Origin of the sequence: Croceitalea dokdonensis DOKDO 023 (genome assembly GCF_001306415.1) — a bacterium.
In the GTDB taxonomy this organism is placed as follows: Bacteria; Bacteroidota; Bacteroidia; order Flavobacteriales; family Flavobacteriaceae; genus Croceitalea; species Croceitalea dokdonensis.
The window spans coordinates 320352-332774 of the sequence record NZ_LDJX01000001.1; the positions used below are offsets into that span (position 1 = coordinate 320352).

General features: G+C 44.0%; 16 protein-coding genes. 12 read left to right on the plus strand and 4 right to left on the minus strand.

Annotation, left to right across the window (positions count from 1 at the left end):
* Positions 1–61: 61 nt before the first annotated feature.
* Both I595_RS01350 and I595_RS01355 read right to left on the minus strand, forming a co-directional pair.
* Positions 62–391, minus strand: a complete 330-nt coding sequence (locus I595_RS01350; RefSeq protein WP_054557591.1) for a translation initiation factor — start codon at positions 389–391, stop codon at positions 62–64.
* A 2-nt stretch (positions 392–393) separates the two neighbouring features.
* Positions 394–1344, minus strand: a complete 951-nt coding sequence (locus tag I595_RS01355; RefSeq protein ID WP_054558003.1) for an isopenicillin N synthase family dioxygenase — start codon at positions 1342–1344, stop codon at positions 394–396.
* Between the two features lie 112 nt (positions 1345–1456).
* On the opposite strand from I595_RS01355, the gene I595_RS01360 reads away from it, so the two are divergent.
* The 11 genes from I595_RS01360 (at position 1457) to I595_RS01410 (ending at position 10400) form a co-directional block, all read left to right on the plus strand.
* Positions 1457–3433 carry an alpha-ketoacid dehydrogenase subunit alpha/beta gene (locus I595_RS01360; protein WP_054557592.1) on the plus strand — a complete coding sequence of 659 codons (1977 nt, stop codon included), beginning with the start codon at positions 1457–1459 and terminating at the stop codon, positions 3431–3433.
* Between the two features lie 36 nt (positions 3434–3469).
* The gene (locus tag I595_RS01365; protein ID WP_054557593.1) at positions 3470–4600 is read left to right on the plus strand and encodes an NAD(P)/FAD-dependent oxidoreductase; all 1131 of its coding nucleotides are present in this window, start codon (positions 3470–3472) and stop codon (positions 4598–4600) included.
* Positions 4600–5316: a methyltransferase domain-containing protein gene (locus tag I595_RS01370; RefSeq protein WP_054557594.1), complete on the plus strand. Its 717-nt coding sequence runs from the start codon at positions 4600–4602 to the stop codon at positions 5314–5316. Before I595_RS01365 ends, I595_RS01370 begins: the two co-directional genes overlap by 1 nt.
* The gene (locus I595_RS01375) at positions 5313–6368 is read left to right on the plus strand and encodes a type III polyketide synthase (RefSeq protein WP_054557595.1); all 1056 of its coding nucleotides are present in this window, start codon (positions 5313–5315) and stop codon (positions 6366–6368) included. Before I595_RS01370 ends, I595_RS01375 begins: the two co-directional genes overlap by 4 nt.
* Positions 6368–7162 (plus strand): SDR family oxidoreductase, encoded by a 795-nt coding sequence (locus I595_RS01380; RefSeq protein ID WP_157449616.1) that lies wholly within the window; start codon positions 6368–6370, stop codon positions 7160–7162. The genes I595_RS01375 and I595_RS01380 overlap by 1 nt, the downstream gene beginning before the upstream one ends.
* The gene (locus tag I595_RS01385; protein WP_054557597.1) at positions 7162–7605 is read left to right on the plus strand and encodes a 3-hydroxyacyl-ACP dehydratase FabZ family protein; all 444 of its coding nucleotides are present in this window, start codon (positions 7162–7164) and stop codon (positions 7603–7605) included. Before I595_RS01380 ends, I595_RS01385 begins: the two co-directional genes overlap by 1 nt.
* Positions 7598–8869, plus strand: coding sequence for a beta-ketoacyl-[acyl-carrier-protein] synthase family protein (locus tag I595_RS01390; protein ID WP_054557598.1), 1272 nt, complete (start codon positions 7598–7600; stop codon positions 8867–8869). Before I595_RS01385 ends, I595_RS01390 begins: the two co-directional genes overlap by 8 nt.
* Before the next feature lie 2 nt (positions 8870–8871).
* Positions 8872–9123, plus strand: coding sequence for an acyl carrier protein (locus I595_RS01395; RefSeq protein ID WP_054557599.1), 252 nt, complete (start codon positions 8872–8874; stop codon positions 9121–9123).
* A 4-nt stretch (positions 9124–9127) separates the two neighbouring features.
* On the plus strand, positions 9128–9358 hold the full coding sequence (locus I595_RS01400; protein WP_054557600.1) for a hypothetical protein: 231 nt from the start codon (positions 9128–9130) through the stop codon (positions 9356–9358).
* Between the two features lie 87 nt (positions 9359–9445).
* On the plus strand, positions 9446–9859 hold the full coding sequence (locus I595_RS01405) for a hypothetical protein (RefSeq protein WP_245628201.1): 414 nt from the start codon (positions 9446–9448) through the stop codon (positions 9857–9859).
* Positions 9860–10034: 175 nt separating this feature from the next.
* The gene (locus tag I595_RS01410) at positions 10035–10400 is read left to right on the plus strand and encodes a hypothetical protein (protein ID WP_054557602.1); all 366 of its coding nucleotides are present in this window, start codon (positions 10035–10037) and stop codon (positions 10398–10400) included.
* On the opposite strand, the gene I595_RS01415 is transcribed toward I595_RS01410, so the two are convergent.
* Together I595_RS01415 and hpf are read right to left on the minus strand one after the other, a co-directional pair.
* On the minus strand, positions 10375–10899 hold the full coding sequence (locus tag I595_RS01415; RefSeq protein ID WP_083467453.1) for a YceI family protein: 525 nt from the start codon (positions 10897–10899) through the stop codon (positions 10375–10377). The two genes, I595_RS01410 and I595_RS01415, sit on opposite strands and share 26 nt — an antisense overlap.
* A gap of 118 nt (positions 10900–11017) precedes the next feature.
* Positions 11018–11320 carry a ribosome hibernation-promoting factor, HPF/YfiA family gene (gene hpf / locus I595_RS01425; protein ID WP_054557605.1) on the minus strand — a complete coding sequence of 101 codons (303 nt, stop codon included), beginning with the start codon at positions 11318–11320 and terminating at the stop codon, positions 11018–11020.
* 354 nt (positions 11321–11674) lie between these two features.
* Here hpf and I595_RS01430 point away from each other — a divergent pair, with 354 nt between their 5' ends.
* Positions 11675–11980 carry a hypothetical protein gene (locus I595_RS01430; protein WP_054557606.1) on the plus strand — a complete coding sequence of 102 codons (306 nt, stop codon included), beginning with the start codon at positions 11675–11677 and terminating at the stop codon, positions 11978–11980.
* Positions 11981–12423: the final 443 nt, after the last annotated feature.

Below are 12423 nucleotides of genomic sequence, written 5' to 3' on the forward strand. Positions count from 1 at the left end.
AGGCCAAAACGAAGATTTTAACTTTTGGTCGATTAAAATTGACAAAAACAATTGTTCAGAATTAACCACCGACGCGCTTTACCGTAAACCCTTTTTCCTTTAAAAACGCCATGATTTTATGCCTATAGTCCCCCTGGATAATGATTTTTTCGTTTTTAAAACTTCCTCCTACGCTTAATAGGGACTTTAGTTCCTTGGCCAATTGTTTAAAATCTGCATCCGCCCCGGTGTAGCCTTCCAAGATAGTGATGGGTTTTCCTTTTCGCTTTTCATATTTACAAAGAATTGGGGCATCCTGTACCCAAAACTTCGATTTGGTTTGGTCCTTTTTGGTGTCTTCCTTTTCCTCGTGATCAGGAAATAAATTTTTTAATTGGTCCCGTAAATCCATATTTAGCTTTTGATAAGTCCAAGTTCTATCAAACGTTGGTGCAGGAATTCCCCAGCGGTAATATCCTCATAAGCTTTGGTTTGCCCCTGCGCCACACAATGCGGCAAGCAGTTTAAAGGCATTTCACTGATGGGATGCATGAAAAAGGGGATCGAATATCTAGAAGTGTTCCAAAGTTCCCTCGGTGGGTTCACCACTTGGTGAATGGTAGATTTTAGTCGGTTGTTGGTGAGGCGGGAAAGCATATCGCCCACATTGATCATCAACTGGTCTGGTTTAGCTATGGCATCTACCCATTCCCCTTGGTGGTTCTTTACTTGTAGCCCCTTTCCATGTGCCCCCATTAACAAGGTAATCAGATTAATGTCGCCATGGGCAGCGGCCCGGACCGCATTTTTAGGTTCGGTGGTGATGGGCGGATAATGTATAGGCCGTAAAATGGAATTCCCGTTCTTTATCCAAACATCAAAGTAGGTTTCTTCCAAATCTAAATGTAAGGCCAACGCCCGCAGCACGTACTGTGCAGTTTTTTCCAACATCTGGTAGGTTTCCTTGCCAACGGCATTAAATCTGGGCAATTCTGTTACCGTAACGTTTTCTGGGTACTCTTCTTTGAGTGCCGGATTATCCGTGACGTATTGCCCAAAGTGCCAAAACTCCTTTAAATCCCCTTCTTTTCTGCCTTTGGCATGTTCTTTTCCAAAGGAGGTGTAGCCGCGTTGCCCTCCAAGGCCTTCAATTTCGTACTTGTTCTTTGTTTCCTGGGGAAGGTCAAAGAATTTTTTGATTTCCTCATAGAGCTGACTCACCAAAGTGTCCGATAGAAAATGACCGCTCAGGGCCACAAAGCCTATATTTTCAAAGGCATTTCCAATATCTTCAATGAATTTTGTTTTCTTACTTGGGTCGTTGCTCAAAAAGTCGGTAAGGTCAACACTGGGTATACTTGTCATGTCCATTTTATTTTGACTGTACCAAAGGTAAAGATTCTGTCCATATATTGAATTCCGATGCTATTTGGCCACTAGGTTTTTTTAGTACTTTTAAACGCATCAACCAAAGGGTATGCGCTTCCATAAAGGTGATTTGGAGAAAAAAGAATTGATCGAGCTCTATGAGCTGATGCTGAGACCACGTCTTATAGAAGAGAAGATGCTGGTGCTGCTGCGGCAGGGCAAAATATCCAAATGGTTCAGCGGGATGGGGCAGGAGGCTATTTCTGTTGGCGTTTCGGCCGCTTTGAAACCTGAGGAGTACATCTTGCCCATGCACAGGAATTTAGGCGTATTTACCACAAGAAAAGTACCCTTGGACAAACTGTTTGCCCAATGGCAGGGAAAGGCAACTGGATTCACCAAAGGACGGGACAGGAGTTTTCATTTTGGTGCACAGGAGCATAAGATTATCGGCATGATATCGCATTTGGGACCACAATTAGGTGTGGCAGACGGTATTGCCCTGGCAGACAAATTAAAAAGAAACAAACGGGTAACCGCAGTATTCACGGGAGAAGGCGCCACCAGTGAAGGGGATTTTCACGAAGCATTAAACGTGGCATCGGTATGGAACCTTCCCGTGATTTTTTGTATTGAAAACAATGGCTATGGGCTTTCCACGCCAACAAAGGAACAGTACCGCTGTGAGGATTTGGCCGATAGGGCCAGGGGATATGGCATGGAAAGCCGCATCTTGGACGGTAACAATATATTAGAGGTCTATACCAAGGTAAAAGAACTTTGCAAGGCCATTAGAAAAAGGCCTAGACCAGTGCTCTTAGAGTTCAAGACATTTAGGATGCGCGGGCATGAGGAGGCTAGCGGCACCAAATACGTGCCAGAGAAACTTTTACAGACTTGGGCTAAAAAAGACCCTATTGCTAACTATGGGTCATTTCTTTTGGATCAAGGATATTTGGATCAGCGAATGATTACCGACATCAAGGCCAAAATTGAAGCCGAGATTACGGAGAATTTAAATGCTGCTTTTGCTGAGCCTATGGTAGAAAGTACCGAAACTAAAGAATTAAATGATGTATTTCAAACTTATGATTACGAAGACGTTAAACCTAAAGTTGAAACAAAAAATATCCGTTTGGTAGATGCCATTTCAGAAGGGCTTTACCAATCCATGGAACGGCATAATGAACTGGTGATCATGGGACAGGATATTGCGGAATATGGCGGGGTCTTTAAAATTACCGAAGGTTTTGTACAAGCCTTTGGAAAACGCAGGGTACGAAATACCCCTATTTGTGAGTCCGCCATCATCTCCGCGGCCATGGGACTTTCCATAAACGGAATGAAAGCTGTGGTAGAAATGCAGTTTGCAGATTTTGTAAGTTCTGGCTTTAATCCCATAGTCAACTATCTGGCCAAGATACATTATCGTTGGGGTGAAAAGGCAGACGTGGTCATACGTATGCCATGTGGTGGCGGGGTAGGTGCAGGACCGTTTCATTCCCAAACCAATGAGGCATGGTTCACTAAAACCCCCGGTTTAAAAGTGGTGTATCCTGCTTTTCCCCATGACGCCAAAGGACTTTTGGCCACAGCAATAAATGACCCAAACCCCGTGCTCTTTTTTGAGCACAAAGCCTTGTACAGAAGTGTCTACGGGGATGTGCCGGAAGGCTATTACACGCTGCCATTTGGCCAAGCAGCACTGCTAAAACATGGTGAGGACGTAACCATCGTAAGCTATGGTGCGGGGGTGCACTGGGCTTTGGAGGTATTGGAAAAACATCCCAATATTCAAGCAGACCTCTTGGATTTGCGGACATTGCAACCTCTGGATATGGATAAGATATACCAATCGGTCCGAAAAACGGGAAAACTCATTGTCCTCCAAGAGGATTCGCTATTTGGGGGAATCGCCAATGATATTGCTGCCATGGTCATGGAACATTGTTTTGAGCATTTAGATGCGCCCGTTCGCCGGGTAGGCAGTTTGGATACCCCAATACCCTTTGCTAAAAATTTGGAAAAGAACTATCTGCCCATAAAAAGATTCGAAACCCAATTATTGGAATTGATGAAATATTAGTGCGTCACACTTATTTTCGATACCTTGGGAGCTGCTATGAAAGTTGAATTCGATGTTTGTATTATCGGAGGGGGATTGGCGGGACTTTCCGCAAGTTTACACCTTAATAAACTAGGTTTTTCCGTTGTAGTGGTAGAAAAGAACAGCTATCCCAATCATAAGGTCTGCGGGGAATATGTAAGCAATGAGATTTTACCTTATCTCCAGTGGTTGGGCGTGGACTTGGATGAGCTGCCCATCGCCAAAATCCATAACCTAAAATTATCGACCAAAACGGGGAAATATTTGGAGACCAAGTTGCCCTTAGGAGGTTTTGGCATAAGCCGGTATGCGTTTGATCTAATGCTATATCAAAAAGCAAAAGAACAGGGTGTCCATTTTATAAGGGCTGTGGTAACCCGAGTGGATTTCAACCAAGATCAGTTTGGCATTCTAATGGGCCAAAAAGGCTCCATACAGGCAAAGCACACCATAGGGGCCTACGGAAAACGTTCCAATTTGGACAAGTGGCTAGGGCGTAGTTTCATTCAGCAAAAATCCCCTTGGTTAGGCGTTAAATGCCATTATCAATATCCCGGATTCCCAGAGGATTTGGTGGCTTTACATCATTTTGACGGGGGCTATGGTGGCTTATCAAAAACGGAAATGGGCACGGTTAATTTTTGTTACTTGGCCACATTCAAAAGTTTTAAAAAATATAGGTCCATTGCCGACTATAATGCCCATGTAGTGGGGAAAAACCCGTTTTTGGGTGAATTTCTATCGGAGGCCAAGCCAGTGTTTGATGCCCCCTTGACCATCTCCCAGATATCTTTCCAGAAGAAAAATGCTGTTGAAAACCATATGTTAATGTGCGGTGACAGTGCTGGTCTCATACATCCATTGTGCGGTAATGGGATGGCCATGGCCATACATTCCGCAAAAATAGCATCAGAATGCATTTTGGAGCACCTGCAAACCCACGCAGCGGAAAGAAGGCGGTTGGAAGCAACCTACCAAGAACGTTGGCGGGATGCATTTTCTGGACGACTGTGGATGGGCAGGAACCTACAACGGCTTTTAATGCACGGGGGCGCCTCGGATTTGTTGATTGGCAGTGTGGCCAAATCTGAAAAAATACTACAAAGTATGATCCAAACCACCCATGGAAAACCTATCTTAGTGTAATGGATTTTTCCCTGCGAAACACGGCACTGGAAATCATGGACCATCCCAATGTGGAGGCCCAGGTTTACGAAAGGGCATACCAGGACATCAATCGTTGCAATAAGCTACTTGGAGGTTACGGTATCACCCTAAATGCCTTGCGAAACGTATTCCAGAACAACCCCCAGAAATCGTATACGATTTTGGACATGGGCTCGGGAGATGGCGAAATGCTTAGAAAAATTGCAGAGGAATTTAAAAATGAGGACTTTACCCTTGCCTTAACGGGGGTGGATTTGCGTGATGAAGTAATTGAGTTGGCCAGACAGAAATCGGGGCACTATTCCAATATTTCCTTCATCAAACAGGATATTTTAGCCTTGGAAAAAGGTTTTAGTTGTGATGTGGTCCTTTGTACCTTGACGATGCACCACTTTACCGATGAGGAAATCAATACCTTTGCCAAAAAATTTATTGAAATCTCCAACCTGGCCGTGATTGTGAACGATTTGGAACGCAGCCCATGGGCCTATTGGTTGTTTAACCTTTTTAGTTTCGTGTTTATCCAAACAAAAGTAGCAAGGTTGGACGGGTTGACTTCCATCACCAAAGGCTTTAAAAAAAATGATTTAGAACGCTATGCCCAAGCATTGCCGCATGCCAAACACACCATTTCCTGGGAATGGGCCTTTAGGTATCTATGGCTGATGCAGCGGGAACGACAAAAACAGCTATGACAACAGTCAGAATTTCACAGGTAGCGAAAGCGCTGCCCAAATACAGTAGGGAAACTGCGGACATCATTCCTTTGGTCAAGTCGTGGTTGGGTGGCCAAGAAGAGCGCTTTCAGCGCAAGGTGGTAAAGATTTTTGAGGGTGCTGGCGTGGACAAACGGTACAGTATCATGGAACCTATGGAGGTATTTACAGCTACCTCCTTTGAGGATAAGAACAATATTTACGTCCGTGAGGTCAAACAACTAGGGCAAGATGTTCTTTCCAAAGCCCTTAAAGGCGCAGATTGGAAGGCAGATTCCTTGGATTTTATCATTACCGTTAGCTGCACGGGCATCATGATTCCCTCCTTGGATGCCTACCTGATAAACGCCTTGGGATTGCGACAAGATGTGGTTAGGCTTCCCGTGACCGAAATGGGATGTGCCGCCGGGGTGTCCGGACTTATCTATGCAGCCAATTTTTTAAAAAGCAACCCAAATAAACGTGCCGCGATCATTGCGGTAGAGAGTCCTACTGCCACCTTTCAGCTAGATGATTATTCCATGGCAAACATGGTAAGCGCGGCCATTTTTGGCGATGGGGCCTCTTGTGTGCTCTTAAGTTCTGAGGAAGTTGCCCATGGCCCACAAATCTTGGGTGGGGAAATGTACCATTTTAAGGACGCTACCCACATGATGGGGTTTGACCTTACCAATATGGGGTTAAAAATGATTTTGGACCCTAGTGTTCCAGAGGTAATCGCAACGCATTTCCCTAGCATCGTACATCCCTTTCTTGAAAAATACGGTTCCAATATTGAAAAAGTAGACCATTTGGTATTTCATCCCGGAGGCCGAAAAATTGTGCAGACCGTGGAGGAGCTTTTTGGTGCATTGGGAAAGAATATTGATGAAACGCGTAACGTCCTCAAAGCATATGGCAATATGAGCAGTTGCACCGTGCTCTATGTGCTGGAAAGATTTATGAACAAAGGATTGCAGCAAGGGGAACAAGGGCTTGTGTTAAGTTTTGGCCCTGGATTTTCCGCGCAACGGGTGCTTATTGAATGGTAATGGAAGGTAGTAAAGAAAATAAGTGGGCAGTAATTCTCGGTGGTAGTAGCGGGCTCGGGCTTGCAACGGCTAAAAAGCTAAGTGCCCATGGATATCGATTAATGGTCATTCATAGGGATAGAAGGTCTGATTTGGAGCAAATTGAATCTAATTTTAGAAGTATTGCTTTAAATGGAAATACTTTGGTCTCCTTTAATATGGATGCGACTAATCCATCAAAAACCGAAGCCCTTTTACCTAAGATGATAGCCTCTTTAAATGGTGGAAAAATTCACGCGCTGGTGCACAGTATCGCCAAAGGAAATTTAAAGCCGATGCTGGCGGGAAACGAGGCCGATGCGGTTTTAAAACCAGATGATTTTGCAATCACCATAAATGCCATGGCAACTTCCCTGTACCACTGGGTGCAATTGTTGCACCAAAACAAACTGTTCGCGGCCGATACCAGAATTATTGCGTATACCAGTGAGGGCAACCAAAAAGCATGGCCCAATTATGGGGCCGTTTCTGCCGCTAAGGCTGCATTGGAGGCCATTATGAGGAATATTGCTCTAGAGTTCGCCTCGGTGGGCATAACGGCCAATTGCATACAGGCTGGGGTTACGGAAACCAAATCCTTTGCCATGATTCCAGGACATCAGCAACTAAAGTCCGCTGCGCTACAACGCAATCCCAACCAACGTTTAACCGAGCCCCAAGATGTGGCCAATGCAACCTATTTACTCACCAGGCCCGAAGCCAAATGGATTACAGGCACGGTGATCAAAGTGGATGGAGGGGAAAGTTTACGCTAATGGATGTACAACGGATTTTAAGCAAATTGCCTTACCAAGAGCCTTTTTTGTTCGTGGATGGGATTTCACGGGTATCGGACGACGATGTGGAAGGGCACTACACCTTTAAAAAAGAGTCCGCTTTTTACCAAGGACATTTTAAGGATTACCCCGTGACCCCAGGGGTTTTATTGACGGAGTGTTGCGCCCAAATTGGTTTGGTCTGTCTGGGAATTCACCTGTTATCGCAACACCTTACGGAAAAAATGGAAGTCGCTATGACCAGCAGCGAAATGGAATTTTTAAAGCCCGTGTTTCCTGGGGAAACGATAAAAGTCCAGGCAGAAAAACGCTATTTTAGGTTTCAAAAGCTCAAATGTACTGTGAAGATGTATGATGCTTCGGGGGATATGGTCTGCCACGGCACCTTGGCTGGAATGATAAAAACAACAGGTCATGACTAGGGTGGTCATCACAGGTTTAGGTGTTTGCTCCCCAAACGGGACCAATTTGGAGTCTTTTGAACAGGCCTTAATTTCTGGTACAAGCGGTATCCGTTTTCAACCGCAACTACGCAAACTAAAATTTTCATGCCAAATAGCTGGTAATCCACATATTGAAAATATTAACTTAAATACATACTTTACTAAAGTACAGCAACGTGGATTAAACTCCAGCGGCCTCGTGTACGGTATGATCGCAGGACAGGATGCTTGGCGGCATGCGGGCATGTTGCCTGCTTCTGCGGAGAAGCCCGATTGGGACAGTGGGGTGGTGTTTGGAACGGGCATTTTGGGTGTGGACAAATTCAGGGAGGCCATCCATAGGATAGATGAAGGTGAAACTAGACGGTTAGGGAGCAGTTCGGTCATACAGACCATGGCAAGCGGCATCAGTGCATATCTGGGCGGAACCTTAGGGCTTGGCAATCAGGTCACCACCAATTCCTCTGCCTGTACCACTGGCACGGAATCCCTTATCATGGGTTTTGAACGTATTCGCTCTGGAAGGGCAAAACGAATGCTAGTGGGCAGCTGTAGTGATAGCGGACCCTATGTTTGGGGCGGTTTTGATGCCATGCGCATCCTGCCAAGCACCTATAATGAAAGACCTACCGAGGCAAGCAGGCCCATGAGTGCCAGTGCTGCCGGATTTGTGCCCGGAAGTGGGGCAGGGGCACTGGTTTTGGAATCCTTGGAAAGCGCATTGGAGCGTGGCGCCCCTATTTATGGAGAGGTAAAAGGGGGCGCCATCAATAGTGGCGGCCAACGTGGCGATGGCAGTATGACCGCTCCCAATAGCGAGGCCGTGCAACACTGTATCCGCATGGCTTTAAAGGATGCGGGGGTGTCCGGGACGGAATTGGATGCTATTAACGGGCATCTAACTGCCACAACCAAAGATAGTTTAGAGGTGTTGAATTGGACCAAAGCTTTAGGTATTGCTGGCAGTGATTTCCCGCTGATAAACTCCTTTAAAGGACATGTGGGGCATTGCCTTGCCGCAGCGGGCAGCATTGAATGTGTGGCTACCGTGATGCAACTTTACAGGCAAATGGTTTTTGGGAATGTGAACTGTGGGGACATACATCCAGAAATCCTGTCGCTTATTGATGCCGAATGTATCCCCACAAAAAGTAGGGAAACCCCACTCCAAACCATCGCAAAGGCAAGTTTTGGTTTTGGAGATGTCAACGCCTGTGTTATTTTTAGCCAATATATTGCATAACTATGAAAGAAAATGAAAAATATAGCCAACTTAAAAATATTGTAGCGGCTTATTTACCGGAAGATATTAAAGTGGACAGCATTACGGAAAACAGCGATTTTACGGGGGAACTCAATATTAATTCCGCCAATTTGGTGGACATTGTGCTTGATTTGGAGGATGCGTTTGACATTCGGTTGGAAAATGAGGACATGGACAGGATGAAAACCGTGGGTGATGCCCTCCGGATCATCAATGCCAAATTAGTGGAATAAAGAAATGGGGCCAAGAAAGAAGAAATGGTTAATACAGGGTGGAGTAGGAGCTTCCCTTTTTGGGGCCGGCCTTTGTGGATGTATTGAAAGTGGTTTCCTAAAGCACCAACCTGATGTCTTGTGGTACCAATGGGCCGGTTGGGGAACCCTATCCCTTGTGGTTACCCTCTTTGGGTTGGTCTTGTTGATCAAAGCAGGGCGGTTGGAACCGGATGAACATCATAAGGACACATGAAGATAAGCGGTAAAGCGGGCAGGGCAAGGCTAGGAACAACAGCAAGGGATAGCGAATAGCAAAGACAAACGAGAGATTTAAAACATGATGCTCCATGATATAAAACAACAACTAGCCGTTGACAAAAAACTAATTGCGGTTTACTGCGTGCTGTATTTTGGCTGGGGATTGGCCATGAACTGGCTGGGGATACAGTTGCAATTGGCCAAGTTTACCTATTGGTGGCAGGTTTTTACCTGTTATATTCTTTACATGGTGCCTATTTCCCTCTTATTAAGGGGCTTGCGCTGGCATGCCCAATATGCTTACGGGCTTATTGCGATGGGACTTTTGGAACTTGCTGGTTACGCCCTAAAAACATCCTACGCCTATCCCAATAATGTATTGGACCAAATTTTACAGGAACGAAACTTTAGCTTGGCCATGGCCCTGTTCTTTGCCTTTTATTTTCCTTTGGGCAACTGGGCGGTAGGGAAAATTTACCACAAGCTCTTTTCCTAAACGCTGACCGTTCATCGGTAAAATAGGTGGTTTGTAGACTGCCCAAAAAGACCAAAGTGGAATAATACCGACCAACCGTAGGTTTTTTAGGATGTTTGGTTGAATTTAGGTTCAACTTATGGTTGATGCACCAAGAGCCATTACCTTTAAAAAGAGAACACTATATTAAAATTCCATGAAGCAGTTAAGCCTTATTGGGCTGTTTTTGTTTTGTGGCATGGGTTGTCTTTCATCGCAAGAAATCAAAGGGACCGTTAGCCATGAAAATCAAAAACAGTTTAGTGATAGGACCCTTGGGCAGCATTTTGTTGAAGCACATATTCCCACCGCCGAGGAACGTATGGCGATGCGGAAATCCAAATACTTAAAACAGGAGGCCTTATTGATGATGATTGATACCTCTACCGTGATAAGTCAAAAACGCAAAATGCGATTGCGACAGGATGTGGTGCACAAGCCCTATTCAGAGCGACTCACCAAATTTCTACAGCTGTATGAAAAGCCCAAAGAACCCCTCACTGTAGCTCAAAACGAAAAGTAATCTCCACCAAATTGTCCTCCCGCTGTTTTTTGATGGAAATGCCATAGTCGGAGCTGTAAAGACTTGCTTTACCGGTCCAAACGAAACCGGAACTTGTAAAGGTAATGGTCAACGGTGCCGTTTTACCTTTGAGGCTTAGTTGCCCGTTCACTACAACCGTATTTCCTTGTGCGGTCACATTGGTGCTTTCAAAAGAAATACGCGGATGCTCATCTTCATTAAAGTATTTGCCACGCTTTAAATGCCAATCCCTAAAACTATTATCGGTATCCAGGGTGGCCACGGCAACGGAACCTTTTATGGTGGACGCTTCAATCTGATTTAGGTTGATGCTCGAATTGGAGACGAAACCCCCAATGGTACCCGCAACGTCTTTACTGACAAACCTAAAATTGATTTCGGCATTTTTTATTTTTGTTTGCTGTGCGATGGCCGTGCAGCCCAAAAGCAAAAACCAAATGCATACCACCTTAGCGGTGAAGTGTAGGAGTCTATCCATGGTTAAAGATACCTTAAAAATCAATAATCACCTTAGTGCCTTTGGCCAAATCTGGACCACCCGAATTTCGCGAGTCCGTCTTATTGCAACACCCAAGGCCAGAATAAAAGCATGTTGACTAATGCGACTTCATTTTCCCTTTTTTGGTGCTTAATTGCGACTCCAACTCCTTGAAGGTATGGTTAAAGGCCGATGTAAAGTCCTTATCGTCCGTTTCTGCAAAGATATCAGGTCCAGGTACACTAAGCCTTACATTGCATGACTTTCCGGAAGTGGGGGAATGGGTCTTAGTGGTCTTTAAAAACACCTTGGCATCTATGATAAAGTCATATTTCCCTTCTAATTTGTTCAGTTTTTGGCTGATATGCGCCTCAAGCGCTTCACTGGCGGTTACGCCATCATATTCAAATACAATTTGCATGGACTATTCTTATTTTAATGGATGTTATGTGTTATTATCATTACCTGTATGTACCCATTTTGCATTTTGATGAAAATTCGTCAATTCGAGTGATTTTTTGATACGAAGTATCGGAAAATAGTATAGAGAATCAGAATTTTAGCAATGAAACCTTGTTCTCGATACTTTGTCTTCCAGAAAAAACTGGAACTGACGGTTTTAAATCTAAAAAGTATTCAAAATGTACAACGGGTTGTTTGTTTTTATTTCAATAGGAAAGGTACGAATTGTTAAATTCATACCAACTGATAAATGTCAGTTAAATGAAGCGGTTATTTTTGTAATTTCAAGGAGGAACAGCGGTAAATAAATAGCGTGGACACCCAAGAACGAACATATCAGCTAGAAGAGTTAAGACTGCGTTTGGAACGCAGTTACCAAGGGGTAATGCGTCTTGGCAAGCGAATTTGTTCCTATAGATATGAACCCAACAGCTATGAGGATTTTATAAAAATAAGAACACTGAGGAGCCAATTAAGGGAACTACAGCAGCAACAAGAAATGCTATTGGACCAATCTGGAGATATAAACTTGAAGAAGGTCAAAGAACTATTAGCACAACACCTAGTGTTAGAAAAGGAGGTAACGGACTATATTTTAAACGAAAAGGGGTATAAGTAGAAAGATACCATAGTACTTTTTATATTTTCTATTTTACATAATATAAATTATGATACAGATTGGTCTATACGTATTTCAGGTTCAACATCTTAACTGTAAGTCATAATTCTATTATGTAAAATATCCCTTGCATTTGTAGCTTTTATGAGAATTACGAACTGGGTCATCAGCCTTTTTAATTTACGCTACGAGAAAATTTTCCACACAGAATAAAATATATTCTAATCTTCGAAATTCTGCAACCCAGTCAACAAGCCTTTCGTCTGTACTCATAATTTGTCATTATGTCAAATTGCCGCTCGGCCAACAGCTTATTGCTTTCATAAAATCAAAATGCGAAATGGCATTTTATTTTATACGCAATTCCCAGCCGCTTGGCCAGCGCCAAAAAAAGCAAAACTTTTAGATTTTTTTGAAATACACAAACTACAAGAAACTATATG

Excerpts from the sequence above, each read along its gene's own strand:
- I595_RS01395 (WP_054557599.1), top strand. The coding sequence starts at position 8,872 with ATGAAAGAAAATGAAAAATATAGCCAACTTAAAAATATTGTAGCGGCT.
- I595_RS01355 (WP_054558003.1), bottom strand. The coding sequence starts at position 1,344 with ATGACAAGTATACCCAGTGTTGACCTTACCGACTTTTTGAGCAACGAC.
- I595_RS01415 (WP_083467453.1), bottom strand. The coding sequence starts at position 10,899 with ATGGATAGACTCCTACACTTCACCGCTAAGGTGGTATGCATTTGGTTT.
- hpf (WP_054557605.1), bottom strand. The coding sequence starts at position 11,320 with ATGCAAATTGTATTTGAATATGATGGCGTAACCGCCAGTGAAGCGCTT.
- I595_RS01380 (WP_157449616.1), top strand. The coding sequence starts at position 6,368 with ATGGAAGGTAGTAAAGAAAATAAGTGGGCAGTAATTCTCGGTGGTAGT.
- I595_RS01350 (WP_054557591.1), bottom strand. The coding sequence starts at position 391 with ATGGATTTACGGGACCAATTAAAAAATTTATTTCCTGATCACGAGGAA.
- I595_RS01375 (WP_054557595.1), top strand. The coding sequence starts at position 5,313 with ATGACAACAGTCAGAATTTCACAGGTAGCGAAAGCGCTGCCCAAATAC.
- I595_RS01405 (WP_245628201.1), top strand. The coding sequence starts at position 9,446 with ATGCTCCATGATATAAAACAACAACTAGCCGTTGACAAAAAACTAATT.
- I595_RS01360 (WP_054557592.1), top strand. The coding sequence starts at position 1,457 with ATGCGCTTCCATAAAGGTGATTTGGAGAAAAAAGAATTGATCGAGCTC.
- I595_RS01370 (WP_054557594.1), top strand. The coding sequence starts at position 4,600 with ATGGATTTTTCCCTGCGAAACACGGCACTGGAAATCATGGACCATCCC.
- I595_RS01410 (WP_054557602.1), top strand. The coding sequence starts at position 10,035 with ATGAAGCAGTTAAGCCTTATTGGGCTGTTTTTGTTTTGTGGCATGGGT.
- I595_RS01385 (WP_054557597.1), top strand. The coding sequence starts at position 7,162 with ATGGATGTACAACGGATTTTAAGCAAATTGCCTTACCAAGAGCCTTTT.
- I595_RS01390 (WP_054557598.1), top strand. The coding sequence starts at position 7,598 with ATGACTAGGGTGGTCATCACAGGTTTAGGTGTTTGCTCCCCAAACGGG.
- I595_RS01400 (WP_054557600.1), top strand. The coding sequence starts at position 9,128 with ATGGGGCCAAGAAAGAAGAAATGGTTAATACAGGGTGGAGTAGGAGCT.
- I595_RS01365 (WP_054557593.1), top strand. The coding sequence starts at position 3,470 with ATGAAAGTTGAATTCGATGTTTGTATTATCGGAGGGGGATTGGCGGGA.